The 25,506-nt window shown below is 70.5% G+C and carries 18 protein-coding genes; 6 read left to right on the top strand and 12 right to left on the bottom strand.

Features of this window, described 5'->3' with window-relative positions:
- Positions 1-310 precede the first annotated feature (310 nt).
- Both ACFY0P_RS08720 and ACFY0P_RS08715 read left to right on the top strand, forming a co-directional pair.
- Positions 311-1,210, top strand: coding sequence for an NAD-dependent protein deacetylase (locus ACFY0P_RS08720; protein ID WP_388908775.1), 900 nt, complete (start codon positions 311-313; stop codon positions 1,208-1,210).
- Positions 1,211-1,507: 297 nt separating this feature from the next.
- The gene (locus ACFY0P_RS08715) at positions 1,508-2,863 is read left to right on the top strand and encodes a mycothione reductase (protein WP_388908773.1); all 1,356 of its coding nucleotides are present in this window, start codon (positions 1,508-1,510) and stop codon (positions 2,861-2,863) included.
- Between the two features lie 53 nt (positions 2,864-2,916).
- On the opposite strand, the gene ACFY0P_RS08710 is transcribed toward ACFY0P_RS08715, so the two are convergent.
- Positions 2,917-3,936, bottom strand: a complete 1,020-nt coding sequence (locus ACFY0P_RS08710; protein WP_388908771.1) for an alcohol dehydrogenase catalytic domain-containing protein — start codon at positions 3,934-3,936, stop codon at positions 2,917-2,919.
- A gap of 180 nt (positions 3,937-4,116) precedes the next feature.
- Here ACFY0P_RS08710 and ACFY0P_RS08705 point away from each other — a divergent pair, with 180 nt between their 5' ends.
- Positions 4,117-4,689 carry a TetR family transcriptional regulator C-terminal domain-containing protein gene (locus ACFY0P_RS08705; protein ID WP_388908769.1) on the top strand — a complete coding sequence of 191 codons (573 nt, stop codon included), beginning with the start codon at positions 4,117-4,119 and terminating at the stop codon, positions 4,687-4,689.
- A 49-nt stretch (positions 4,690-4,738) separates the two neighbouring features.
- Here ACFY0P_RS08705 and ACFY0P_RS08700 read toward each other — a convergent pair whose 3' ends face one another.
- From ACFY0P_RS08700 to ACFY0P_RS08685, 4 genes are all read right to left on the bottom strand, one after another.
- On the bottom strand, positions 4,739-5,605 hold the full coding sequence (locus tag ACFY0P_RS08700; RefSeq protein ID WP_388908767.1) for a carbohydrate ABC transporter permease: 867 nt from the start codon (positions 5,603-5,605) through the stop codon (positions 4,739-4,741).
- Positions 5,606-5,616: 11 nt separating this feature from the next.
- A complete protein-coding gene (locus ACFY0P_RS08695; RefSeq protein WP_388908765.1) occupies positions 5,617-6,564 on the bottom strand; it encodes a carbohydrate ABC transporter permease in 948 nt (315 codons plus the stop codon).
- A gap of 11 nt (positions 6,565-6,575) precedes the next feature.
- A complete protein-coding gene (locus tag ACFY0P_RS08690) occupies positions 6,576-7,919 on the bottom strand; it encodes an extracellular solute-binding protein (RefSeq protein ID WP_388908763.1) in 1,344 nt (447 codons plus the stop codon).
- Positions 7,920-8,038: 119 nt separating this feature from the next.
- The gene (locus tag ACFY0P_RS08685; RefSeq protein ID WP_388908761.1) at positions 8,039-9,103 is read right to left on the bottom strand and encodes a LacI family DNA-binding transcriptional regulator; all 1,065 of its coding nucleotides are present in this window, start codon (positions 9,101-9,103) and stop codon (positions 8,039-8,041) included.
- Positions 9,104-9,320: 217 nt separating this feature from the next.
- On the opposite strand from ACFY0P_RS08685, the gene ACFY0P_RS08680 reads away from it, so the two are divergent.
- Positions 9,321-11,180: a glycoside hydrolase family 2 protein gene (locus ACFY0P_RS08680; protein ID WP_388908759.1), complete on the top strand. Its 1,860-nt coding sequence runs from the start codon at positions 9,321-9,323 to the stop codon at positions 11,178-11,180.
- Positions 11,181-11,236: 56 nt separating this feature from the next.
- Here ACFY0P_RS08680 and ACFY0P_RS08675 read toward each other — a convergent pair whose 3' ends face one another.
- From ACFY0P_RS08675 to ACFY0P_RS08650, 6 genes are all read right to left on the bottom strand, one after another.
- Entirely contained in the window at positions 11,237-14,476 is a 3,240-nt protein-coding gene (locus ACFY0P_RS08675) for a TIM-barrel domain-containing protein (protein WP_388908873.1), read from the bottom strand.
- Between the two features lie 44 nt (positions 14,477-14,520).
- Complete coding sequence (locus tag ACFY0P_RS08670; protein ID WP_388908871.1) at positions 14,521-15,486, bottom strand: ABC transporter permease; 966 nt, start codon at positions 15,484-15,486, stop codon at positions 14,521-14,523.
- 62 nt (positions 15,487-15,548) lie between these two features.
- Positions 15,549-16,511, bottom strand: coding sequence for an ABC transporter permease (locus tag ACFY0P_RS08665; protein ID WP_388908757.1), 963 nt, complete (start codon positions 16,509-16,511; stop codon positions 15,549-15,551).
- Positions 16,504-18,021: a sugar ABC transporter ATP-binding protein gene (locus ACFY0P_RS08660; protein WP_388908755.1), complete on the bottom strand. Its 1,518-nt coding sequence runs from the start codon at positions 18,019-18,021 to the stop codon at positions 16,504-16,506. Before ACFY0P_RS08660 ends, ACFY0P_RS08665 begins: the two co-directional genes overlap by 8 nt.
- Before the next feature lies 1 nt (position 18,022).
- Complete coding sequence (locus ACFY0P_RS08655; RefSeq protein WP_388908753.1) at positions 18,023-19,120, bottom strand: ABC transporter substrate-binding protein; 1,098 nt, start codon at positions 19,118-19,120, stop codon at positions 18,023-18,025.
- Between the two features lie 142 nt (positions 19,121-19,262).
- Positions 19,263-20,276 carry a LacI family DNA-binding transcriptional regulator gene (locus ACFY0P_RS08650; protein WP_388908751.1) on the bottom strand — a complete coding sequence of 338 codons (1,014 nt, stop codon included), beginning with the start codon at positions 20,274-20,276 and terminating at the stop codon, positions 19,263-19,265.
- Positions 20,277-20,433: 157 nt separating this feature from the next.
- Between ACFY0P_RS08650 and ACFY0P_RS08645 the strand changes: the two genes are divergently transcribed.
- Both ACFY0P_RS08645 and ACFY0P_RS08640 read left to right on the top strand, forming a co-directional pair.
- Positions 20,434-23,058, top strand: coding sequence for a PA14 domain-containing protein (locus ACFY0P_RS08645; protein WP_388908749.1), 2,625 nt, complete (start codon positions 20,434-20,436; stop codon positions 23,056-23,058).
- Positions 23,059-23,423: 365 nt separating this feature from the next.
- Positions 23,424-25,070 (top strand): ricin-type beta-trefoil lectin domain protein, encoded by a 1,647-nt coding sequence (locus tag ACFY0P_RS08640; RefSeq protein WP_388908747.1) that lies wholly within the window; start codon positions 23,424-23,426, stop codon positions 25,068-25,070.
- A gap of 102 nt (positions 25,071-25,172) precedes the next feature.
- Here ACFY0P_RS08640 and ACFY0P_RS08635 read toward each other — a convergent pair whose 3' ends face one another.
- Positions 25,173-25,505, bottom strand: coding sequence for a nuclear transport factor 2 family protein (locus ACFY0P_RS08635; protein WP_388908745.1), 333 nt, complete (start codon positions 25,503-25,505; stop codon positions 25,173-25,175).
- Position 25,506: the final 1 nt, after the last annotated feature.

Below are 25,506 nucleotides of genomic sequence, written 5' to 3'. Positions count from 1 at the left end.
CGCATCGTCGCAGCTCGCCGGCAGCCGGCCAAGAGGTTTTCTCCTCCCGAGGGGCGGGGTGGGGGCGCGGTCACAGGCTCAGGAGCACACGGCCGAAACGGCCGCCTTCGACGAGATGACGCTGGGCCTCGGCGGCCTGCCTCTCCGGGAAGACGCGGTCGACAGGGCCGTCGCGCCGTGGAGGCCGCCGCGGAGTCTCTGCGAGAGCAGCCGACGTGCACCGACGCCGGAGAGGAGCCGGAAGTCTGCTCCGGCAGGATTCCGGGCCGGAGCAGGCTGCGAGGCGCCGTCGACTCCGTACCCTGGCGGCATGCGTATGCGCCCCACCCTGAGCTGGACCCCTGCCGCGGATCTGCCGCCGGGCACCACCGATCTGGAACCGGTCGTCCACGCGCTGAGCACCGGCGGTGTGCTGGTGCTCAGCGGCGCGGGACTCTCCACGGAGTCAGGCATCCCGGACTACCGGGGCAAGGGCGGGAGCCTGAGCCGGCACACCCCGATGACCTACCAGGACTTCACCGGCAGCGCTCATGCGCGGCGCCGCTACTGGGCGCGCAGCCACCTCGGCTGGCGCACCTTCGGCCGCGCCGTCCCCAACGCCGGGCACCGGGCCGTGGCCGCCTACGCACGGCACGCCCATGTCTCGGCTGTGATCACCCAGAACGTCGACGGCCTGCACCAGGCCGCCGGTAGCGAGGGCGTCGTGGAACTCCACGGCAGCCTCGACCGGGTCGTCTGCCTCTCCTGCGGCGTCTTCGGCCCGCGCAGCGAACTCGCCCGGCGGCTGGAGGCCGCGAACCCCGGCTTCGACCCGGTGGCCGCCGGAATCAACCCGGACGGTGACGCCGACCTCACCGACGCCCAGGTCGGGGATTTCCGCATCGTGCCCTGCGCCCACTGCGGCGGCGTCCTCAAGCCGGACGTGGTGTTCTTCGGCGAGGCGGTTCCGCCGCAGCGCGTCGAGCACTGCCGGCGGCTGGTCCGTGAAGCGTCCTCACTGCTGGTCCTGGGCTCCTCGCTGACGGTGATGTCCGGGCTCAGGTTCGTCCGCCAGGCGCACCAGGAGGGAAAGCCCGTGCTGATCGTCAACCAGGACCCGACCCGGGGCGACCCGCTCGCCCTCACCCGGGTCGCACTCCCCCTCGGGTCGGCCCTGACGACCGTGGCCCAGCGGTTGGGCATTCCGGTCGGCGGCGGGTCCGCGGGCTGAGGCGGCGCCCACCGGTGGACGAGCCGTGTGCCGTTCGCCGTGGAAGGAAGGCGAAGTCGCGCACCCTGCGGACTCGGGTCACCGGCCGGGGGCGCGCCGACAGCAGCGGCCATACCGGCGGATCGGCGTACCGGCGGGAGGGGCGGGTGTCCGGACGCGCCGACCGCGGGCCCGGGCCGTCCCCATGTCCGGCAGTGGTGGAAAGCGGCGTATGCGAACAGAATTGTGATCCGTGGGACCGTCTTCTCACAGCCACGCGCCGCAAAGCCGGTGCCCCGCCGACGGAGGGTGGAAGACGTGCGGCACTACGATCTCGTCATCCTGGGGGCAGGCAGCGGCAACATGCTGCTCTCCGAGGAGTTCGAGCGTCTGCGGATCGCCATCGTCGAGCCGGACCGGTTCGGCGGCACGTGTCTGAACCGGGGGTGCATACCGAGCAAGATGTTCGTCGTCGCCGCGGACGCCGCCGAGGGTGCGCGGGAGGCGCGGCGTCTCGGTGTCCACGCGAGCGTCTCGCACGTCGACTGGAAGTCCGTCCGGGACCGCGTGTTCGACCGCATCGATCCGCTCCACGAGAGTGCGGTGGAATACCGCAGAAGCCAGGGCGTCGACGTGTTCACCGAGGCGGCCCGCTTCGTGGCCCCGAAGGAGCTGGAGGTCGGGACGGAGCGGATCACCGCGGAGACGTTCGTCGTCGCGGTCGGGTCGCGGCCGGTGGTGCCGGAGATCCCCGGGCTCGACACCGTGCCCTTCCACACCTCGGACACGATCATGCGGATCGACGAGTTGCCCGCCTCCATGCTGGTGCTCGGCGGCGGCTTCATCGCGGCCGAGTTCGGCCACGTGTTCGCTTCGTTCGGCGTGGACATCACGATCGTGCAGCGCGGGCCCCGCCTTCTCATGGCGGAGGACGAGCAGGTGTCGCAGCGCTTCACCGAACTCGCCGCACGGCGGCACCGTCTGCTGCTCGGTTCCGAGGTCGTCTCCGTCGGACCGAAGGGGGACGGTGTGGCGGCCCGGGTGGCGGGTCCGGGCGGTGAGCAGGCCGTGGAGGCCGACATGCTGCTGGTGGCCGTCGGCCGCAGGCCCAACACCGACCGGCTGCGGGCCGTCGACGGCGGGCTGGAGCTGGACGAACACGGCCACCTCGTCACCGACGACGCCTACCGCACCTCCGTGGCCGGGGTGTGGGCACTCGGCGACGCGGTGAACCACTTCCAGCTCAAGCACATGGCGAACGCCGAGTCGCGGGTGGTGCGGCACAACATCCTCCATCCGCAGGACGTGCGGACGCTGCCGAACAAGGTGGCGCCGCACGCGGTGTTCACCCACCCGCAGATCGCCGGTGTCGGCCTCACGGAACAGGAGGCGCGGCGGCGCGGCATCGCCTGCCTGGTGAGCGTCCGCGACTACGCCGAGACCGCCTACGGATGGGCCCTGGAGGACACCACCAGTTTCGTCAAACTCCTCGCGAACCCCGCCGATCGCATGCTCCTGGGCGCGCACATCATCGGGCCCCAGGCCGCCACGCTCATCCAGCCCCTGATCCAGGCGATGTCCCTGGGACTGACCGTGGACCGCATCGGGCACGACGTCCTGTACATCCACCCGGCTCTGACGGAGGCCGTCGAGCAGGCGCTGCTGGAGCTGTAGTCAGGCGTGGCGGACGGGACGCGTGACGCCGGGTGGGGTTACGGCGCGGACGATCAGGCGGTGACGTCCAGGACGACGCGGAACCGCGCCTTGCCGGAGAGCATCCGCTCGTAGGCGTCCATGGCCCGCTCGAAAGGCATCGTCTCGATGGCGGGGCGGATGCCGTGGGCCAGGCTGAAGGCCAGGTTGTCCTCGTTCTCGATCGAGGAGCCGGTCAGGCTGCCGACGATGCTCCGGGTGCCGAAGATCAGGTCGGCGGTGGCCACCGACAGCGGGTCGGGCGCCGCACCCACGACGACGAGCTTCCCGCCGGGCGCCAGGCCGCGCAGCAGCGGGTTCATGGACGCGCCGCTCGACGCCGTGGCGACGACGAGCGAGGCGCCGCCCAGGCCGGCCAGCGCCGCGCCGGGGTCCGTCTCCGAGCTGTCGATGTACTCGTGAGCGCCCAGCTCACGGGCGAGCGGCTCCTTGTCCTTGCCGCGGGCGACGGCGGCGACCCGGTAACCCAGGCTGCGCGCGTACTGGAGGGCGAGGTGTCCCAGCCCGCCGATGCCCTGCACGGCCACCAGACTGCCCGCCCTGACGGAGTCCTGCTGGAGGGCGGAGAAGGTGGTCAGTCCGGCACACAGCAGCGGGGCGGCCTCGGCCGCGGGCATGCCGTCGGGGATGCGGACCAGTCCGCTGGCGCGCGCGTAGGTCACCTCGGCGTAGCCGCCGTCGACGTTCGTGCCGGTCTGCGCCTGGTCGAGGCAGTTGACGAAGTCGCCCCGGCGGCACGACTCGCACTCCCCGCAGTGCCCGTTCAGGAAGCCGACGCCGACGCGGTCGCCGGGGTGCCAGGCGGTGACGCCCGGCCCCACGGCGTCGATGACGCCGACGATCTCGTGGCCGGGCACGATCGGACTCGACGGGTCGGCGCGCAGGCCCTCCACGGCGAGGACGTCGGAGTGGCAGACGCCGCAGGTCTCCACCCGGAGGCGGACGTGTCCGGGTGCCGGGTCGACCGGCTCGCGCTCGACCAGCCGCAGGTTGTGGACTCCGGTGGCCTCGAAGGCTCGGTAGGTGGTGGACATGGTGGCTCCTTTGCGCCGCCCGCCGGGCGTGGGTCGACGGGGCTCGGTGTGTCTCTTGCAAATCAATATGACCAGTCGTCTTAGATGGCGTCAAGCCCGGTCGCCATGGGTGCGCGGGGCCAGGTTCCAGACTTGACAGTAACCAAGACGACCGGACATATTGAATGAGAGGTGATCCGAATGGCACGTGCGTCGAAGCGCGAGGAGATCGCGCAGGCGGCACTGGAGCAGTTCCGCGCCCGAGGCTTCAACGCCACCGGCATCAGCGACATCACCTCGGCCGCCGGCGCCCCGAAGGGTTCTTTCTACAACCACTTCGCCAGCAAGGAGGACAGCGCCCTGGAGGCGCTCGACCGCTATGCCGCCGGCCTGCGCTTCGACATGCTCGACGCGGCCGGGCGCCCGCCGCTGGAACGCCTCCGGGCGCACTTCGAGTTCATGGGCTCGGACACGGTGGACGGCGGCTACGTCCGCGGCTGCCTGGTCGGCAATTTCGGCGCCGAGGTGGCCGACCACTCCGAGGAGATCCGCTCGGCGGTCCAGCGCGGCTTCCGCGAGTGGGCCGCGCACATCGAGCGTGTACTCGCCGAAGCCCAGGAGTCGGGCGAGGTGAGCGCCTCGCTCGACGTGCCGGCGACGGCGCTCTTCGTCCTCAGCGCCTGGGAAGGTGCCCTGATAGCGGCCCGCGCCGACAAGTCCTCCGCCCCCATCGACGCGTTCTTCCACCTGGTGTTCGACGTCGTGCTGCGCTGACCCTGCCCGGCGACGGCTGTACCGGCCGCGAACAGCGGGGCCAGGTCGGTCACTTGATGCCCGTCGTGGCGATTCCCTGGACGATCTGCCGCTGGAAGACCAGGAACACCGCGATGAGCGGGATGAAGCCGAGGACCGAGGAGGCCATGATCTCGGCGTACTGGGGGCTGGTGGGGTCCACCAGTGAGGCGAGGCCGACCGGGATGGTCTGGGACTTGGTCTGGCTGAGGACCAGCAGCGGCCACAGGAAGGAGTTCCAGGAGCCGATGAAGGTGAGGATCGCGACCGTGGACACCGCCGGGCGGCAGATCGGCATGCAGACGGTGGCGTAGACCCGCCACCAGCTCGCGCCGTCGATGCGGGCCGCCTCGATCAGTGCCGTGGGGATGCCGCGGAAGAAGGAGTGGAAGACGAACACCGAGATCGGTGCCGCGACCGACGGCAGGACCAGCGCCCAGAACGTGCCGAGCAGGTGGAACGACCGGTACTCGATGAACTGGGGCAGCACCAGCGCCTCGGTCGGCAGCATCAGGCCGGCGGTGACGACGGCCATGACCAGGGTCCGCCCCCGGAAGCGGAGGAAGGCCAGGGCGAATCCGGCCATCGAGCAGAAGGCCACCGTGAAGATCACGGCGAGGGTCGAGATCACCAGGCTGTTGAGGTACCAGGTACCGATCGGGTGGTTGTCCCAGGCGGTCGCGTACGCGTCGAGCGACCAGCCGCCGGCGAAGATCGACGTGGGGCTCTGCGTGATGGACGCGTCGTCGCGCAGCGAGGTGATCAGTGCCCAGGCGAAGGGCACCAGCCAGATCAGGGCGAACAGGGTCAGGCACACGGCGCAGAGCCGGTTGAAGAGCTTGGCGCCGTCGACCGCGCCCTTCGGTTCGGCGGTCCGCGGCTGGGTGATGGTGGTCATGGGTCCTCCGCTCAGGCCGCGCTGCCGGTCGCGCGGCGGCGCCGCAGCCCGTACCAGGCCGCCGAGATCGCGACGATGATGACGAAATAGACCATGGTGGCGGCAGCGCCGTAGCCACCCCGGTAGGCGGTGAAGCCGGTGTCGTAGATGTACTCGATGACCGGCCGGGTGGATTGGTTGGGTCCGCCGCCGAGCAGCTGGTAGATCTGGTCGAACACCTTCAGCGAGGCGAGGATCTGCAGGATCAGCACCAGGCTGGTGGTCCGGCCGAGCAGCGGCACCGTGATGTGGCGGATCTGCTGCCAGGGGCTCGCGCCGTCGATCGCCGCCGCCTCGTAGACGTCCGCGGGGACGTCCTGGATGGCGGCGGTGTAGAGGACGAAGTTGAAGCCGAACGTCCACCACACGGTCATCAGCACGACGGCGGTCCAGCCACCCGAGGTGCTGCCGATGAAGTCCGGTACCGGCAGTCCGACGGCGTCGAAGATCTTCGGTATGAGGCCGATCTGCGGGGTGTACATCCACAGGAAGACCAGGGTGACCACGGAGGACGGCACGACGTACGGCACGAAGAAGGCGATGCGGTAGAAGAGCCGGCCGCGGCGGATGCGCGAGGCCAGGACGGCGACGCCCAGCGCGAGGATCACCAGCGGCGGCGTGGTCAGCAGCGTGAAGAGCACCGAGTGCCACATGCTCCCCCAGAACAGGGAGTCGGTGAGCACCTCGTGGTAGTTCGACAGGCCGACGAAGTCCCCGAGACCGCTCTTGACGGTGGTGGTGTTGAAGAAGCTCAGCACCACGCCGACGAGCAGCGGGCCGACCAGGAACAGCAGGTAGATCACGAGGAAGGGGGCGGTGAGCAGTCCGCCCGCCCGGCGTTCGGAAGGGGTGGGCCGGTCGGTGGTGAGGACTGCCGGGGATGCGGCTCGTGCCGGTCGCGTCGGGACGACGGTCGTCATGGTGACTCCTCCTACTTCATCGTGACCGGCGGTCGGGACGTGGTGTACCGCTTCAGGGCGGAGCGCATCGCGGCCGCCATGCCCCCCGGCGTGATCCGCCCGGCGAGTGCCTCGATGACCGTCCCGCCGATCACCCCCTGGAAGTCCGAGCCGGCGCCGGTGTACCAGGCCACCGGGTCGTACTGGGCGTTGAACGCGGCCTCGACGTAGTTGCGTTGCGGCGACTGGTCGAGGAACGCCTTGCTGCCCTGTGTCGGCAGCCAGGCGGGGATGTGGCCGCCCTCGGCCCAGACCGCGCTGCTGTCGAGGAGGCTCCTGACGAACTTCGCCGCGTTCCGGGTGCGGGTCTCGTCGCCGCGCTCGTTGCGCGGCAGGATCAGCGCGTGCGAGTCGGCGTACGCCACCGGTTTCGGGCCGAGCAGCGCCGGGAACGGCACGACGTTGAACCTCAGGTCCTTGACCTGCCGGTAGGTGGGGATCCGCCACTCGCCGTCGAAGAGGAAGCCGGCCTTGCCGGTGCTGAAGAGGGCGTTGGCGCCGGCGCCGGTGAGGTTCTTCGGCATCAGGTCCGGGCCGGTCAGGTTCTGCATGAAGGCGACCGTCTCCCGCATCGCCCCGTCGTCGACGGCGATCTTCGTTCCGGAGTCGGTGACGATCGGCCCGGCGAGGCCGGAGTAGACCATGCTGAAGAAGCGCCAGGCCGTGGACGGGTCGGCGGTGATCGACATGACCGCGCCGTACTGGGCGCCGCCCGCGTCCTTCATCGCCTTCACCGCGTCGACGAAGTCCTGCTTGCCGTCGAGGGGCACGAGATCGTCGTCCGCGGAGTTCAGCAGGCCGGCCTTGCGGGCGATTTCCACGTTGTAATAGAGGACGAAGGGGTGGGTGTCGAGCGGGACCGCGTACACCGTGTCGTCCACGGTGGCCTTCTTCCAGGCCGCCGGGGTGAACTTGTCCTGGGTGACACCCAGTTCCGCGAGAGGGGTCCGCTCGATCGGCTCCAGCAGGCCGGAGGCGGCCGGCAGCGGAAGCCGTGAGAGGTGGGTGATGCCGACGTCCGGCGGCGTGCCGCTCGCGATGGCCAGTGCCAGCTTGGTGTAGTACGGATTGCCCCACCCCAGGACGGTCGCCTCGACCGTCTTTCCCGGGTTGGCCTTCTGGAACGCCTTCTCCATCAGCACCATGTTGGCGCCGTCACCGCCGGTGAAGAGGTTCCAGAAGACGACGTCCGCCGTTTTCGGTTGCGAGCCCGTCAGACCGGACGCGAGCGGGGAGGAGCACGCCGCGAGCCCTCCGGTCAGGGCAAGGCCACCGCCGAGGGCAAGAAACCGTCGGCGCGCCATCGCTCCGCTCATGGGGGTATTCACCTCGTTAATTCGATGTGAACTCGATGGCGCAGACCCTCGCACAGCTTTTGCATCGATGCAATAGATCGCCGGGAAGAAGTGACCCCGGCCGTCGTCACGGCCCGGGGTCACTCCCCCACGGGCGCCCGACGCGAGGACTCGCGGACGACCAGCCGGTACGGCGTGGCCTCCTGGGGGGCCGCCACCGCCGCCCCCGCCTGCGCGTCCTCGCCCGGTGCGGCCTCCTCGGACTCCCCGGGGGCCGCCATCTGCTCCTCCAGCAGGGCCAGTGAACGTTCGGCGATGGCGTCGAGGTCGGGGGCGATGGAGGTGAGCGGCGGGTGGGTGTAGGCGGACTCCTGGACGGCGTCGATACCGACGACGGCGACGTCCTCGGGCACCCGCACCCCGGAGGCGTCCAGGGCCCGCAGCGCGCCGACGGCGAGGGCGTCGTTGAAGGCGAAGATCGCGTCGGGCAGCGGTCCGTCGCCCTCCAGCAGCTCGCGCACGGCCACGTAGCCCTGCTCCCTGGTCCAGTCCTCGACGGGCACGACCAGCCAGTTCACCCGCCGCACCCGGGCCGCCGACATCGCCTGCTCGTACCCCTCGGTGCGCTGGCGGCCGTTCTCGCTGCCGTTGCGGCCGAGCGCGACGATCCAGCGGCAGCCCTGCTCCAGCAGGTGCTCGACGGCCGTCCGCGCGGCCGCCACGTTGTCGATGCCGACCCGCGGGAACTGGTCGCCGACACTGTGCTCACCCAGCATGACCAGCGGAAAGTCCGGTTTCTTGGCGGCGATGTCGCTGGTCGGCAGCGTCAGGGCGCTCAGCAGCACACCGTCGGCGACATTGGTCAGGCCGCCCTCGATGATCCGCCGCTCCACCTCGCTGTCGCCCGCCGTCGACTCGACGAGCACCGTGATGCCGCGCCGGCCCGCGGCCCGGATCACGGCCTGGGCCAGTTCGGCGAAGTAGGGCTCGGCGAGGAACGGCACCGCCAGGGCGATGAAGCCGGTACGGCCCGAACGCAGGCCACGGGCCAGGTAGTCCATGCGGTAGCCCAGCTCGTCGAGCGAGCGCTGCACCTTCGCGCGGGTGTCGGGGCTGACGTGCGAATAGCCGTTGACCACGTTCGACACCGTCCGCACCGACACCCCGGCGTGCTCGGCCACGTCCCGCATCCGCACCTTGGCCACTGGGGCCTCCTTCCCGTCGTGCCGGCACTCCGAGCCCGCCGGCCGGCCTCGATCGGGCGCCCGACAGGCTCTCCGAGTCTGCCGCACCGGGGAGCCCCGCCTCATCGTCGCATCTCACCTGGGTATTGCATCGATGCAAACGATCACTCATGATGGCGGGACTTCGATCGTGGAAACGCCTGTGCCGGGAATTCCGGAAAAGGCAGGAGGAGGGTTCGTGAAGGCGAGCGAGCAGGACGGGACGTATCCGAGGCCGATCCTGCGGCGGGAGCGGTGGCACAGCCTCGACGGCGTCTGGGAGTTCGGGTACGACGACGCCCGCGAGGGCGAGCGCGACGCGTGGTTCTCCGGCCCGGCGACGGATGTGTTCGACCGGGAGATCACCGTCCCGTACCCGCCCGAGGCCCCCGCCTCCGGTATCGGCGAGACCGCCGCGCACCCGGTGGTCTGGTACCGCCGCCGCATCCCCCACGAGGTCCTCGCCGTCGGCGGCGGCGACCGGGCCCTGGTGCACTTCGGAGCCGTCGACCACCGCGCGAAGGTCTGGCTGGACGGCCGCCTGGTCGCCGAACACGTCGGAGGCCAGACGCCGTTCACCGCCGACGTCACCGATGCGCTGCGCCCCGGCGCCGACGCACACGTACTCGTCGTCCGCGCCGAGGACGACCCGGCCGACCTGGCACAGCCGCGCGGCAAGCAGGACTGGCAGGACCGCCCGCACGCGGTCTGGTACGAGCGGACCACCGGCATCTGGCAGACCGTGTGGACCGAGACCGTCACCGCGCAGCACATCCGCGACCTGGCCTGGATCCCCGACCCGAAGCGCGGTGTCGCGGCCGAGATCACCCTGGCCTCGGTGCCCGCCGCCCCGGTGAGCGTGGAGATCGTGCTGCACCACGACGGCCAGGTGCTCGCCGAGTCCACCACCGCCGTCCGCACCCCGCGCGGCCGCGTCGACCTCGTCGTCCCCGCCCTGCGCAACGGAATCGACCGTGAGGACCTGCTGTGGAGCCCCGAGCGGCCCACGCTGATCGACGCGCGGGTGACCGTCCGCGACGCCGCCACCTCGGAGGTGCTCGACACCGTCGACAGCTACGTCGGCCTGCGCAGCGCCGGCGTCGGCCGGGGCGCCTTCCTGCTCAACGACCGCCCCTACTACGTGCGTTCCGTCCTCAACCAGGGCTACCGCCCCGACACCCTGATCGCGAACTCCGGCACCGCCGAACTGCGCCGCGAGGTCGAGCTGATCAAGGCCATGGGCTTCAACGCGGTCCGTGTCCACCAGAAGGCCGAGGACCCCCGCTTCCTCTACTGGGCCGACCGTCTCGGCCTGCTGGTGTGGGGCGAGACCGGAGCCGCGTACGAGTACGGCACCGAGGCCGTGGAGCTGCTCACCCGGGAGTGGCTGGACATGGTGCGGCGGGACCGCAGCCACCCCTCGATCGTCACCTGGGTGCCGGTCAACGAGAGCTGGGGCTGCTCCGACATCGCGAACGACCCGGCGCAGCGGGCCTACACGGTCGCGCTCGCGAACCTCACCCGCGCTCTGGACCCGACCCGGCCGGTCATGTCCAACGAGGGCTGGGAGCACACCGACAGCGACATCATGGGCGTGCACGACTACTCCTCCGACCCCGAACTGCTCACCCGCCGCTACGGCGACGCCGCGGGGTTCGAGGCGCTGCTGGCCTCGCCGGGCCCTGCCGGGCGCACCCTCTCCCTGACCGCACGGCAGACGGAGCGCTACCTCGCCGGTGAAGTCCCCCTGATGGTCACCGAGTTCGGCGGACTGTCCGTGGGCGCCGAGGAGGACGAGTTCTCCTACACACGGACCACCTCGGACACGCAGTACGCCGCCCTGCTCGACGACGTCTTCGGGGTACTGCACAGGAGCCCGATCGTCGCGGGCTTCTGCTACACGCAGTTCATGGACACCGCCCAGGAGACCAACGGCCTCCTGTACGCGGACGGTTCGCCGAAGCTGCCGCTGGAGACGATCCGCCGTATCGTCACCGGCACCGTGGCCGCCCCCGAGGTGAAGCCCGCGTCCGCGGCCCTGGCCGACGAGGAGCAGTGACCGGCGGCAGACCTCGGCACGCCGACCGTGCCGAGGTCTGCCGGGCCCCGCCCCTCTTATCTGTACGAGACGGCCGTGGCAGCGCGGATGCTCCGCGGGGGCACGGTGATCCGCAGTACGTGGGTGTCGGCGTCCCAGTGCCAGGCCGAGGTCGCCAACCGGGCACCGCCCGCGCTCACTCGGCTCGGTGCCGCGCTGACGCCGAGGAAGGACACGGTCCAGGTGCGGCGGGTTGCCTGGCCGAGGAAGGCGCCCCTGGCGGGTGCGATGTTCAGCAGATGGGTGCCCTTGTGTTCGGCGTAGCGGATCCGGGTGGTTGCCGTACGTCCAGGGTCTGAGGTCGTGCCGTCGTCCTCGTAGAGGGAGAATGCGCCGGACGCTCCCGGGGCCACGGTGACGGTGACCTTGTCGAGCGGGCTCTGGCTGTCGTTCGGCACGTTGTCGGACCGGGTGGTGACGATGCCGCCCGCCCGGACGAAGACCGGCATGGTGTCCAGGGTGGTCGTGATGTCGTACGTGGCTCCCCCGGCGGGTGCGGTGTAGGTGCGGCCGGTGAAGTAGTCCGTCCAGCGGCCCGGCGGGAACCACACCGACGTGGTCGTGCCGGTGCCGGGGGTGGTGACGGGGGCGACCAGCATGTCGGGGCCGTAGAGGTACTCGCTGTCCGCCCGGGTGTAGGCGTTCTCCTCCTCCGGGTACTGGAGGTACAGCGGGCGCACGATCGGGGTGCCGGTGGTGTTGGCCTGCTGCGCCAGGGTGTACGTGTACGGCACGAGCGCCTCGCGCAACCGGAGGAACTTCTCCGCGGAGTTCTGTGCTTCGGGACCGTACTGCCACGGCAGGCGGTCGCTGTGGTTGCTGTGCAGCCGGTCGACGGGCTGGAAGGTGCCGAACTGCACCCAGCGTGCGTACAGGTCGTCGGGCAGTCTGGTGGTGCGGTGGGTCTGGCCGTTCGAGGTGTATGTCTCGGCTCCGGGGATGCCGTACCCGTCGTTGTGGCCGCCGATGTCGTGGCTGACGGCGGCGAGGCCGGTGGCGGCCGACTCCCCCGGCGTGTAGCCGACCTCGGCCCGCAGGGTGCCCCAGTTCGAGGTGGTGTCACCGGTGAAGTGGAGGGTGCTGCGCTTGTCGGCCCAGGGTCCGGTGGGCAGCCCCACGCCACCGCTGTAGCCGCCGGCCTGGAGGGAGCCGTAGGCGCGGGACAGGACGAAGCCGCGGTCGCCGGTCTCCGAGGAGGTGAGGTCGGCGTACTTCTGGTTGATCCACGCGTCCGGGGTGACACCGGACCGGGAGGAGCGGGAGGCGTCGCAGCACCAGTCGAGCCACCAGAAGTCGTTGCCGGCCAGGTCCATCGGCCGGTGCAGGTCGAGGTAGGCCTTGAGCTGGTCCGGGTCGCCGAAGTCGAAGGTGTAGCAGTCCGAGCCCGCGCCGCCCGCGCAACCGCCCTTGCGCAGCTTGCCCTTGGCCGTGCCCTGGGCCTGCGCGAACTGCGGATCGGAGCCGAGGATGCTCGGGTGCACGTTCAGGGTGTTGTGCAGCCCCTGTCCGGTGGACCAGTCGAAGAAGCCTTTGGGGTCCGGGAACTTGGCCGGGTCGAAGTTCCAGCCGCTCCAGGTGTTGGGCGACTTGAAGTCGGTGTCCGTGACCAGCACGTCCAGGGGGACGTCCGCGGCACGGAACGCGGGCAGGATGGTGTTCTCGTAGTCGCTCGCGGTGCGGTCGATGTATTCGGAGTACCAGACGCCGTAGGCCCAGCGGGGCAGCAGCGCCGACGGTCCGGTGAGTGTCGCGAGGTCGGACAGACCCTGCTGGTAGTCGTGTCCGAAGCCGAAGAGGTATCCGTCCTGATAGGGGCGGCCGTCATGGGCGGGGCGTGCGGACGCCTTCCCGGTGGCGGTGTCGTAGATCGCGGACGAGGTGTCGTCGAGCAGGTACCAGCCGTCGCGGTGCAACAGGCCGGGTGTGGTCCAGGGGGTGGGGTCGTTGTCGCCGTTGAGGCCGTCCAGGCTGCGCCGGTAGCCGCCCAGGGTGAGGTGGGGCGCCGGGGCGGCCTCGTCCTGCCGGCTCAGCGCCAGGGTGTCGATGTTCACGTGGCAGCTGCCGGCGTCCGGGCAGCTCAGGGCGACTTCGTCGGTGCCCGCCTTCAACTCGACCGGGGCGGCGGCCGATTGCCAGGCGTCCCAGTTGTCGGTGGCCGGGAGCGTGAGGGTCTGGGAGGCACCGCTGCCGGTGTCGACCTTGATCGTGCGGGCCTGGTGCAGGCCGTCGCTGCCCGTCCCGTTGGCGTAGCGCAGGTTCAGCACGTACGTGCCGTCCTCGGGTACGCCCGTGACGCGGTCCGCGACACTCGATCCCTGGTTGAGTTCGGCGGTGAATCCGTAGCCGGCGTGGTTCCTGTGGTCGGTGGCGACGGTCGCGGAGCCCGCCAGGAGGGCGTCTTCGGCCTCGCAACTGGTCCCGAACCGGCAGTCGTTGACCATGCTCTGCGCTCGGGAGGGGTAGTCCGCTCCGGAGCTGAGCAGGGCGAGGCTGTCGATGTTGACGCTTCCGGAGTCGGCGGCCGTGCGGTGCAGCCGGACGGTGTGCGGTCCGGCGCCGAGGGTCAGCGGCAGCCGGGCCACGCCCCAGGTGTTCCAGTCCGAGGTCGCGGGCAGCGTGAACGTCCTGTCGGCGCCGCCGTCCACGCTGAGGCTGAGGGTGCGGGCCTCGTGCCGGCCGTCGCTGCCGACGGCGTTGGCGTAGCGCACGGCGAGGTCGTAGGTGCCGGAGGCCGGTGAACTCATGTCCGCGGCGAGGGAGTTGTTGTCGACCTCGAATCCGGCGAGGAAGCCCTTGCCGGTGAATCCGCCGTGGTCGGCGGCGAGGCCCGGACCGTCGTACTGCTGGTCCTCGGCCTCGCACAGGGCGCCGACGGCGCAGACGTCGTGCTGCCAGGGCGCCGCCAGTACCGGCGTCCGGCCCGACTTGAAGGACGTGGTCAGGTTGTCGGTGCTGAACGGGCCGGAGCCGAGCCGGTAGCGCAGGGTCATGGCGCTGGTGGTGATGGTCAGGACACCGTCGCTCACGGACGAGGTGTAGTGCGGCGGGGTGAAGGAGTCCCGGCCGATCGCGTTGAAGGTGGCACGGTCCTCGAAGTGGCCGTCTCCGGAGTACTCGGTCCGGATCAACGTCGGTGACAGGACCTCGAATCGGGCGTTGTCGACGCTCACCGTGGCGGTGCGGGCCTCGCGGTGCGCGGCGCCCGCTGCCGCGACGCCCGGTGTGGCCAGGCAGAGCCCCGCCAACGTGCCGGCCACCACCACTGCGGTCGGCGTGCGGCGGGATCTCGACGAGAAAAGTTTCACAGCACTCTCCGTCTCCGGCCCAGCCATGTCTGGGCGACGACCACCAAGGCCAGGAAGGCACCGCTGACGACCTGCTGGTAGGCGGAGTCGAGCGAGCCGATCTGGTTGATCACGTTCTGGATGACCTTCAGGAGCAGCACCCCGACGAGGGAGCCGCTGATGAAGCCGGAACCGCCGCTGAGCAGGGTGCCGCCGATGACCACGGCCGAGATGGCGTCCAGCTCCATGCCGCTGCCGAGGATCGTCACGCCGGACAGCAGCCAGGCCGCGTTGAGCGCGCCCGCGAGCCCGGCGCACAGGCCCGAGAGCGTGTACACGGAGATCTTCGTACGGGCCACCGGCGCGCCCATCAGGGCTCCCGCGTCCTCGTTCCCGCCGACCGCGTACACGTACTGCCCGAATCGGGTCCGGCGCAGCACGACTGCCCCGAGCACGAACAGCACCACGGTGATCCACACGGGCACACCGATGCCGAGCAGGGAGCCCTGTCCGAGGGTGGCGAAGAAGGAGTCCTTGTCGACCAGATACGTCGTCGAGCCCTCGTCGGTGACGGCCAGCAGGAGGCCCCGGGCGCCCAGCATCGCCGCCAGGGTGACGATGAACGGCGCGAGCCGGACCCGTGCGATCAGCACTCCGTTGACCAGGCCGATCAGTCCGCAGACGGCGAGCGGCAGCAGCAGGGCCACCGCGGTGCCGTACCGCGAGCCCCAGGCGGCGAGGACACCGCCGAGGGCGAACAGCGAGCCCACCGACAGGTCGATGCCGCCGGTGACGATCACGAACGTCATGCCGAGGGCGACCACGGCGAGGAACGCCGAGGACAGCGCCATGTTCTCCAGGTTGTCGCCCGTCAGGAAGGTGTCGAAGCCCAGCGACGCCACGGCCATGGCGATCACGAGGGTGACCAGGGCGCCGTGTTGCTGCGCGAGCCCGCTCAGCCGCTCGGAGCGGTTGGTGCGCATGGCACCGGCGCCCTTGCGGCTCGCGGCGTCGGCCGGCAGTCCGGCCTCTTCGGTCCGCGTGGTCATCGCCTGCCTCGTTCCCGGGCCGTGTAGACGGCGAGGACGATCACCACGGCCTGGCCGATCTGGGTCCACGACGGCGGCAGGTCGTGCTTGATGAGGGTGGTGGTGAGCAGCTGGATGAGCACGGCACCCGCGACGGTGCCGCCGATGCGCACCCGCCCGCCGCTGAGCGGGGTGCCGCCGACGACCACCGCGGTGATGGCGGACAGTTCCATCAGGGTGCCGAGGGAGGTGGGATCGCTCGCGGCGAGGCGGGCGGTGGCCAGCACGCCCGCGATCGCGGCGAGGGCGCCGGAGCAGACGTAGACCACGACCAGGACCCGGCGTACCGGGAGTCCGGCGAGCCGGGCCGCCGGGCGGCTGTCGCCGATGGCCAGGACGTGCCGTCCGAAGGTGGTGCGGCGCATCACGACCGCGACCAGCACGGCGAGCACCGCGGCGATGAGGACCAGGTAGGGCACGCCGAGGACGTCACCGGAGCCGAGTGCCGCGAGGCCCGGATCGCGTACGTCCTTGAGCTGGGGCAGCAGGACCAGGGCCAGTCCGCGGCCGGCGACCATCAGGGCGAGGGTGGCGACGATGGGCTGGACGCCGACGAACGCGATCAGCGCGCCGTTCGCGACACCGACGAGGGCACCGGCGATCACGGCGATCAACGTGGCGATCCAGGGCCCGTACCCGAGGTAGAGCGAGAGCAGGGAGGTGGCCAGGGCCATCACCGACCCCACCGACAGGTCGACGCCCTCGGTGCCGATCGCCAGCGCCATGCCCAGCGCGACGATCAGTACGGGGGCGACCTGGACGGCCTGGGTGCGGAAGTTCTCCACGGAGGCGAAGTGGGGGGTGAAGGCGAAGTCGAACAGCAGCAGCACCAGGACGCCGGTGTACACGCCGTACTCCTGCAGCAGGCGCAGCAGCCGGGCACGGTCCAGCGTGCCGCGCGCGAGGCTGAGTTCAGTCATCGCTCCCTCCAGCGGGTACGGCGGCGATGGCGCGCATCAGCTCGTCCTCGGTGACGGCGTCACCGGTCAGCTCGCGGACCACGGCGCCGTCCTTGAGGACGACCACCCGGTCGCTGCCCTCGATCAGTTCCTCGGTGTCGGAGGAGATGAGGAGGACGGCGAGGCCGTCGTCGGCGAGTTCGTCGATGAGTGCCTGCACCTCCGCCTTGGCGCCGACGTCGATGCCGCGGGTCGGCTCGTCCAGGAGCAGGACTTTGGGGTGCAGGGCGAGCCAGCGGGCCAGCAGGACCTTCTGCTGGTTGCCGCCGGAGAGTTCGCCGACCTTCTGGTGCGTTCCCGCGGCCTTGATCCGGAGCCGTTTCATGAAGGTGTCCACGATCCGGTCGACGCGGGCGTCGTCGACGAGTCCGAAGCGGGACAGGCCGGGCAGCGCGGCCAGCGCGATGTTCTCGCGGACCGACAGACCGGGCAGGATGCCCTCGCTCTTGCGGTCCTCCGGCAGCAGGCTGACCCCGGCGCGGATGGCCGCGGCGGTCGAGCCCGGCCGTACCGGGACGCCCGCGACGACGACCCGGCCGGTGTCGGTGGGCAGGGCCCCGGCGATGGCCTTCGCGGTCTCGCTGCGGCCGGAGCCGAGCAGCCCGCCCAGGCCGACGACCTCGCCGGGACGGACCGACAGCGACACGTTCCGCAGCTGGTGACGAGCCGTCAGACCCGTTGCGGTCAGGACCGGTTCGGCGTCGGTGTCGTGCGAGCCGGAGAACTTGGTCAGACCTTCCGCGCGCACCTCGCCGATCTCCCGGCCGAGCATCATGGCCACCAGCCGCAGCCGGTCGAGCTCGGCTAGCGGGCCGGTGTGCACGACGCGGCCGTCGCGCAGGACGGTGATCGTGTCGCAGATCTCGTACAGCTCGTCCATGCGGTGGCTGACGTAGACGACCGCGACACCCCGCTCGCGCAGCATGCGGATCACCTCGAACAGGGTCTGCACCTCGCGTGGTTCGAGGGAGGAGGTCGGTTCGTCCATGATGACGACGCGGGCGTCCACGGCGACCGCGCGGGCGAGCGCGACCATCTGCTGTGCGCCGACGCCGAGTTCGCGCAGCGGCCGGTGGACGTCGACCCGGATGCCGAGTCGGCTCAGCGCCTCGCCGGCCTCGCGGTGCATGCGCCGGAAGTCGATCAGGCCCAGCCGGCCGAGTGGTTCGCGGCCGAGGAACAGGTTGCGGGCCACGCTCATCAGCGGGACGAGGTTGACCTCCTGGTAGATGGTGGAGATGCCCGCCTGCTGGGCCTGGAGCGGGGTGGTGAAGCGGGCCGGTTCGCCGTCGTACGTCATCTCGCCGTGGTCGGGCCGGTACACCCCGGTGAGCACCTTGATGAGCGTCGACTTGCCTGCGCCGTTCTCGCCGACGAGCGCGTGCACCTGTCCGGCGCGCGCGGTGAAGTCCACGTCGGACAGCGCGCGCACGCCGGGGAAGGTCTTGGACAGCCGGGTGACCGAGAGCATGTCAGTAGGCCTTGCCGAGGTCCGGCCGGGCGTTGCTCCTGTCGTAGGCGCTGTCCTTGATAACGATGTCCTGCCCGACCTTCTCGCCCTTGGTGAAGGTGTCGAGGGTCTGGAAGGCGAGCGGCCCGAAGCGCGGGTTGGACTCGATGACCGCGTAGATCCAGCCGTCCACGATGCCCTGTACGGCGTTGCGGGTGCCGTCGATGGTCACGATCTTGACGTCGCCGGGCTTCTTGCCCGCGCCCTTGAGGGCATTGACGGCGCCGAGGCCCATCTCGTCGTTCTCGGCGTAGATCCCGGTGATGCCGGGCCTGGACTGGATGAGGTTCTCGGTGACCGACTGGCCCTTCTCACGGGCGAAGTCGCCGGTCTGGCGGAACACGACCTTCAGGCCGGGTGCCTTCTCCCTGATGCGGTCCTCGAAGCCCTTGGTGCGCTCGGTGGTCACGTTGTTGCCGGCCGCGCCGAGGAGGACGGCGATCTCGCCCTTGCCGCCGGTCGCCGCGATCATCTGGTCCGCGGCCCGTCTGCCCTGCTCGGTGAAGTCGGAGCCGATGAAGCTGACGTAGTCCTTGCACGCCGTCGCGTTGATCTTGCGGTCGATGGTCACGATCGGGATGTGCCTGGCGGCCGCGGTGCGCAGCACCGGCTCCCAGCCGTCGGAGTTGAGCGGTGCGATGACCAGCAGGTTCGCGCCCTTGGCGATGAGGTCCTGGACGTCGCTGATCTGCTTGGAGAACTGCGACTGGGCGTTGGCGGTGAGCAGTTTGACGCCCTGTGCCCTGGCTTCGGCCTTGATGGAGGCGGTCTCGGCGATCCGGAAGGGGTTGGCCTCCTTCTCGGACTGGGAGAAGCCGACGGTGGCGCTCTTCAGGTCGAGTCTCTTGCCGCCGTAGGCGTCGAGGGTGCAGGTCGGGCCGGAGGCGGTGCCGGGCGAGGCGACCACTTGACCGGCGTTGTCCTGCTGTGAGGCGGAGGGCTTCGTGTCCGAGTCGTCCTCGGACTTGGTGCAGCCGGTCGCGAGCGCGAGGCTCGTCACGAGACCGGCGGCGAGAACTGTGCGAGCGGAGGTGCGACGGGCAAGTGCGGTGGGCTTCATGAGTGTCCCCAAACGGCACGGCCCCGGAGCTGAGAGCGCTCTCGGGGAGGCTTGCTCTTGCGTCAACTCGGCGTGCTCGTCGTTCAGGGGAGGTTTTTACATCGTTGGAAGGGCCGTGTAAAGCCTTCCGTCCGAAATCTCGTCACCGTCGGCCCAGGGTGCTCTCCCGCTCCACCAGCTCGAATTCCGCGGTCAGTTCGCGGCCGCCGGGCTCCGCGCGGCCCGACAGGCTGCGCAGCAGCGAGGCCACGGCCATCTTCGCGATGGCCTGCTTGTCGGGTGACACCGTCGTCAGGGTGACGGCACCGAAGCGCCCCTCCGCGATGTCGTCGAAACCCACCACGGCCACGTCCCAGGGCACCCGCAGACCGCGCTCGTGCAGCACCCGCATGGCGCCGATCGCGATCAGGTCGTTGAAGGCGAAGACGGCGTCCGGACGCACGCCGGAGTCCAGCAGCTCGGCCATCGCACGCGCGCCGTCGTCCCGGTCCCAGCCGCCGACCGGGACCACCAGGCTGTCCGGCGCGGGCACCCCGGCCGCCGCCAGCTCCCCGCGCCATCCGGCCAGGCGCAGGTGGGCGGGCCGGTTCACGGTGTCGGTGCGCACGCCGAGGTAGGCGATCCGGGTCCGGCCGCGGCCCAGCAGATGACGCACCGCGCACCGGGCCGCCGCCACGTTGTCGATCGCGATGTGGTCGAAGGGCAGGCCGTACTCGCGCTCCCCGAGCAGCACCAGCGGCACGTCGCCGGACCGGCCCCGCAGGTCCTCGGCCTCCAGGGTCAGTGGGCTGAGGATCAGCCCGTCGATCACCCCGCCCCGGAAGCCCTGGCTGACCAGGATCTCCTGTTCGCGCTCGCCCCGCGTGTGGTCGAGCAGGACGGTGAAGTCGTGTTCCGCGGCCGCGTCGATCACCGCGCCGGCCAGCTCCGCGAAGTAGGGATTGCCGAGTTCGGGAACGGCGAGCGCGATGATCCCCGTCCGGCCCTTGCGCAGATGTCGCGCGGTCAGGTTGGGCCGGTAGCCGAGCTCGTCGATCGCCGCCTGCACCCGGGCTCGCATGGCCGGGGTGACGTGCGGATAGTTGTTCACCACGTTGGACACGGTCTTGATCGAAACGCCCGCGCGCTCCGCCACGTCCCTCAGGCTGACCCGCAAGGGATCTCCTCCGCGTCGATGAGTGCCCCGCGCCCCCGGGATTGTCATGTCCCTGGACACAGGCCGAGAGCCGTGCTCTCATGCCAACTGCCGTTCCTTCCAACGTTGTACAGACAGAAGCAACGAGCCGCCACCCTTCCTCACCCAAGGAGGATTCGTGCGCATCAGACCTCTCGGGCAACGCCTCGCCCTGCTGCTCGCCGCGGCACTGGGCCTGGCCGGCCTCACCGCTCCACCCGCCGCCACCGCGGCCTCCGCGGCCTCCGCGGCCGACGATCCCGTCGAAGTCCACGGCCTCAGGGGCGACTACTACACCCAGTCCGCCCCGGGCGCCTTCGACTTCCACGAGCTCAAGGCCACCGGGTTCGACCCGAACCTCGACTTCGACACCCTGGAGCCGCGCCTGAACTTCGCCACCGGCCAGTCGGACGACGTCAGCGTCCGCTGGACCGGGAAGATCGTCCCGGAGAGGACCGGCCCCACCACCTTCTCGATCATCGGCGACAACGGCTTCCGGCTGTGGGTGGACGGCCGGCTGGTCATCGACCACTGGGTCGACGACTGGGACATCGAACAGACCGGCCAGCCCGTCGAGTTGACCGCGGGCACGGCCTACGACATCAAGGTCGAGTACTTCGAGCACTACGGCGGCTCCAACCTCCACCTGCGCTGGACCCCGTCCGGCGGCACGAAGACGGCCGTACCGCAGTCCGCGTTCCGCCTGCCCGACGGCTTCGACTACGACGGCGCCGTCTCCACCGCCGTCCAGGCGAGCGGCCGCACCCTCGCCCTGGAGTTCGCACAGCCGCTCGGCGCGCCGCCGGCCGGTCTCGCCGAGCACCTCGACGCCGTCGTCGGGGGCGCCACCTGGCCGCTGGGGAAGGCCCGGCTGGACTCCGCCGACCCCCGAAAGCTGCTGATCACGCTGAAGGAGCCCGTCGTCGGCAACAAGACCGGCACCGCGCCGGGTCTCGCCGACGTGCGCTACGACGGTCAAGGCGGCCTGACCGGCACCGATGGCAACGTTGTCAGCTCCTTCTGGAGCAGCGGCGCCAACAAGTCGACGTACGAGTTGCGCACCAAGTGGGCCGACCAGGTCGGGCCGCGCAACGCCCACCCCGAGTACCCGCGGCCCCAACTCACGCGCGGTGACTGGCAGAACCTCAACGGCACCTGGCAGTTCGCCGCCGCCAAGGCGGGCGAACAACCGCCGGTGGGCAAGAAGCTCGGCGAGAGGATCCTCGTCCCGTACCCCGTGGAGTCGCAGCTGTCCGGGCTCGAACGGCACGAGGACCGCATGTGGTACCGGCGTACCTTCACCGTCCCGGCCGGCTGGAAGATCGGCTCCGGCAGGAGGCTGCAGCTGAACTTCGGCGCGGTCGACTGGCGGGCCGAGGTGTACGTCAACGGCACCAAGGTGACCGAACACCAGGGCGGATACGACAAGTTCAGCGCCGACGTCACCGACGCACTGAAGCCCGGCCGCACTCAGGAACTGATCGTCGGCGTCTACGACCCCACCGACGCGGCCGACGGCGAGAACCCGCCGGTCGGCAAGCAGCGCCTGGACCCGAGCGGCATCTGGTACACGCCGACCTCCGGGATCTGGCAGACGGTGTGGATGGAGCCGGTGGCCGCCGACCACGTCGACCAGCTCAAGCTCACCCCGGACGTCGACGCCGGCACGCTCACCGTCGAGCCGCAGGGCGTCCGCGCCGGCCTGCCGGTAACGGCGACGGCCTACCAGGGCAAGCGCAAGGTGGCCACGGTCACCGGGCGCAGCGGCCAGCCGCTGACCCTGCGCATCCGGAACCCGCGTCTGTGGTCGCCGGACGACCCGTACCTCTACGGCCTGAAGGTGAGCGTCGGAGCCGACCGCGTCGGCAGCTACTTCGGGATGCGGTCGGTCAAGGTCGAGAAGGTCAACGGCGTCCCGCGCACCCTCCTCAACGGCAGGCCGGTCTTCATGATGGCCACCCTGGACCAGGGCTTCTGGCCGGACGGCCTGTACACCGCCCCGACGGACGAGGCGCTCGCCCACGACCTGAAGATGCACAAGAGCATGGGCTTCAACGCGGTGCGCAAGCACATCAAGGTCGAGCCCGACCGCTGGTTCTACTGGGCCGACCGGCTAGGACTGATGGTGTGGCAGGACATGCCCGCGATGACGGCCGGGGTGAACCCGTCCGCGCAGGCGCGCGCCGAGTACGAGCGCGAGATGAAGCAGATGATCGACGAGCACTACAGCAGCCCGTCGGTCGTCATGTGGGTCACCTTCAACGAGGGCTGGGGCCAGTACGACATGGCCCGCATCGCCGACCAGGCCAAGTCCTGGGACCCGACCCGGCTGGTCGACTCCATGTCCGGGCTCAACCTCGGCGGGGACGGCGGCACCGGCGACATCATGGACGAGCACGGATATCCCAGTCCGGCCCTGCCGCCCCACCCCGACGGCCGACGGGCCCTGGTCAGCGGCGAGTACGGCGGTCTCGGCCTCGCGGTACCGGGACACGCCTGGTCCGTGCAGCAGTCGTATGTCGACGTCGACCCGGCGACCTACACCGACGACTACCTGGCCAAGCTCGCCGAGGTCCACGCGCTGGCCTGCCAGGGCGGCAACGGCGCGGTCTACACCCAGATCTCGGACGTCGAGGGTGAGCTCAACGGCCTGCTGACGTACGACCGCAGGGTCGTCAAGCCCGACGTCCAGCGACTCAGGACGGCCCAGCAGGCGCTGATCTCGGACGCCTCACGGGCCACGCCGGCCGGGTGCACTCCCTGACGCCCGCCCGGAGCCGGCGAACGCCTCCCCGCGCATCGCCGAGTCACCTGCGCCGGCCGTGAAAAGGATGCGGTCCGCCGCCGTACGCGCGACGGCGGACCGCCCCGGATCCCGCGCACCCTCTGGACATGGTCCCCGGTCCGTGCTGTCATGCGGATTGGTCTGTACCTTCCAACGTTGAAATTCCCAGGCGCCCCGATGCTCAACTCGCGGGCCCTGGTCCCCGCACGTCCCGGATCGTGCCAGGAGGCTCGCGCCGTCATTTCCCTCACTCGGAGGTCAGGTACATGCGATGGAGTCTCGCAAGACCACTTCGCCGTGGGTGGAGACGAACCCTCGGTCTGATTCCCGTCGTCGCGCTGACGTTGGCAGCCACCGCCGGCTCGTCGCCCACCGCCCAGGCGGCCGTGCCCCCGACGCCGGCGGGCTTCTCGCTCACCTGGAGCGACGACTTCAACGGTGCGTCCGGCACCGGCATCGACCAGAGCCTGTGGAAGTACGACACCGGGCCGGGCAGCAGTTTCGGCACCGGTGAGATAGAGACCATGACCAGCAGCACCTCGAACGTCTACTACGACGGCCAGGGCCATCTGGTGCTCCAGGCCCTGCACTCCGGTTCCGACCCGCGCAGCGGATGGACCTCGGGGCGCGTGGAGACCCAGTCCGCTGCCTTCGGCGCCCCGGCCGGCGGAGTCGTCCGCATCGAGTCCGTCCTGCAGCAGCCCGACGTCACCACCGCCAACGGCGCGGGCTACTGGCCGGCGTTCTGGATGCTCGGCGCACCGCTGCGCGACGGTGTGGTCTGGCCGAAGTCCGGCGAGATCGACGTCATGGAGGACATCAACGGCCGCAGCTCCGACTTCAGCACCATCCACTGCGGCGTGAACCCGGGCGGGCCGTGCAACGAGTCGACCGGTATCAGTTCGGGTGAACGCGCGTGTGCGGGCTGCCAGACCGGCTTCCACGACTACGCGGTGGAGATCGACCGCTCGGTGGCGCCGGAGCAGATCCGGTTCTACCTGGACGGGAACAACTTCTTCACGGTCAACGCCAACCAGGTGGACGCGACGACCTGGTCCGACGCGATCGACCACCCCTTCTTCATCATCTACGACCTGGCGATCGGCGGCGGATTCCCGGACGCGTTCGGCGGGGGCCCGAACGCGGCCACGGTCTCCGGCGGCAAACTGGTCATCGACTCGGTGGCCGTGTACAACAAGGGTCCTGGCGGCGGTGGCGGCGGTTCGGTTACCGGCCAGACGATCACCGGTCCTGGCGGCAAGTGCGTGGACGTGTCCGGCGACGACACCGGCGGCGACGGCACCGCGGTCCAGCTGTGGGACTGCCAGTCGGCGGCCAGGGACCAGCACTGGACCTGGAGCGGCCAGACCCTGCAGACCCTCGGCAAGTGCCTGGACATCGCCGGCGGCAACAGCGCCGCGGGTACCAAGTTGCAGCTCGCCACGTGCAACAGCGGCGGCTACCAGTCATGGGTGCGGCAGACCGACGGTACGCTGCGGAACCCGACCAGCGGCCGGTGCATCGACTCACCGTCGGGTGCCACGGCCAATGGCACACGCCTGCAGATCTGGGACTGCAACGGCTCCGGCGCCCAGCAGTTCGCCATCGGTACCCCGATCTACGGGCCGGGCGGCAAGTGTGTGGACGTGGCCGGTGACGACACCGGCGGCGACGGCACGGCGGTCCAGCTGTGGGACTGTCAGCAGGCGACCTCGCTCGACCAGAAGTGGACCTGGAACGGCCAGACCCTCCGCACGCTGGGCAGGTGCCTGGACATAGCGGGTGGTGTCAGCGCGGCCGGCACGAAGCTGCAACTCGCGACCTGCAACGGCGGGGGGTACCAGAACTGGGTCGTCAACGCCGACGGCTCGATGTACAACCCGACCAGCGGCCGGTGCATCGACTCGCCCTCGGGCGCCACCGCGAACGGCACACGGCTGCAGATCTGGGACTGCAACGGCTCCGGCGCCCAGAAGTTCGCCCTGGCATGAGCCGGTGGTGCGTGGTCCCCGCAGCCGGCGGGGACCACGCACCTGCCCGCCCGGTCCTGCGCGGCGCTGATCGCAGCGGTGCCGCGGGCGGGACGCGCGGTGTCACGGAGCGATCCGCAGGCTAGCGATCAACCCGTCGCGCAGGCGGAAGGTCATGGGGCCGGTGCCGTTGTGGCCGTTGCCGGTCACGGTCAGGGTCACGACATAGGTATCCGGCGACGCACCGGGCTCGATCGCGTCCAGCGTGAAATGCGCTCGGACGCCGATGTTGTCGGTCCGGTCCCAGGCGCGCACACCGTCGCGGCCGCGGTATTCGCGGCCCCAGTCGTCGACTTCGGCATCATGGGTGAACGCGGCGGCGAACGCCTCGGCGTCGCCGCGGTTGGTCGCCTCGACGAAGGTCCGGATGGCTGCGGGGACTTCGATGGTGCTCATG

This window comes from Streptomyces sp. NPDC001714 (genome assembly GCF_042892755.1).
Lineage (GTDB): Bacteria > Actinomycetota > Actinomycetes > Streptomycetales > Streptomycetaceae > Streptomyces.
The sequence above is the reverse complement of the archived record's forward strand: the minus strand, read 5'-3'. Positions and strand labels throughout refer to the sequence as shown.

Bases quoted from the DNA above. Each gene is read 5' to 3' on its own strand.
- ACFY0P_RS08720 (WP_388908775.1), top strand. From the start codon at position 311: ATGCGTATGCGCCCCACCCTGAGCTGGACCCCTGCCGCGGATCTGCCG.
- ACFY0P_RS08710 (WP_388908771.1), bottom strand. From the start codon at position 3,936: ATGTCCACCACCTACCGAGCCTTCGAGGCCACCGGAGTCCACAACCTG.
- ACFY0P_RS08705 (WP_388908769.1), top strand. From the start codon at position 4,117: ATGGCACGTGCGTCGAAGCGCGAGGAGATCGCGCAGGCGGCACTGGAG.
- ACFY0P_RS08700 (WP_388908767.1), bottom strand. From the start codon at position 5,605: ATGACCACCATCACCCAGCCGCGGACCGCCGAACCGAAGGGCGCGGTC.
- ACFY0P_RS08695 (WP_388908765.1), bottom strand. From the start codon at position 6,564: ATGACGACCGTCGTCCCGACGCGACCGGCACGAGCCGCATCCCCGGCA.
- ACFY0P_RS08690 (WP_388908763.1), bottom strand. From the start codon at position 7,919: ATGAGCGGAGCGATGGCGCGCCGACGGTTTCTTGCCCTCGGCGGTGGC.
- ACFY0P_RS08670 (WP_388908871.1), bottom strand. From the start codon at position 15,486: ATGCGCACCAACCGCTCCGAGCGGCTGAGCGGGCTCGCGCAGCAACAC.
- ACFY0P_RS08665 (WP_388908757.1), bottom strand. From the start codon at position 16,511: ATGACTGAACTCAGCCTCGCGCGCGGCACGCTGGACCGTGCCCGGCTG.
- ACFY0P_RS08660 (WP_388908755.1), bottom strand. From the start codon at position 18,021: ATGCTCTCGGTCACCCGGCTGTCCAAGACCTTCCCCGGCGTGCGCGCG.
- ACFY0P_RS08655 (WP_388908753.1), bottom strand. From the start codon at position 19,120: ATGAAGCCCACCGCACTTGCCCGTCGCACCTCCGCTCGCACAGTTCTC.
- ACFY0P_RS08635 (WP_388908745.1), bottom strand. From the start codon at position 25,505: ATGAGCACCATCGAAGTCCCCGCAGCCATCCGGACCTTCGTCGAGGCG.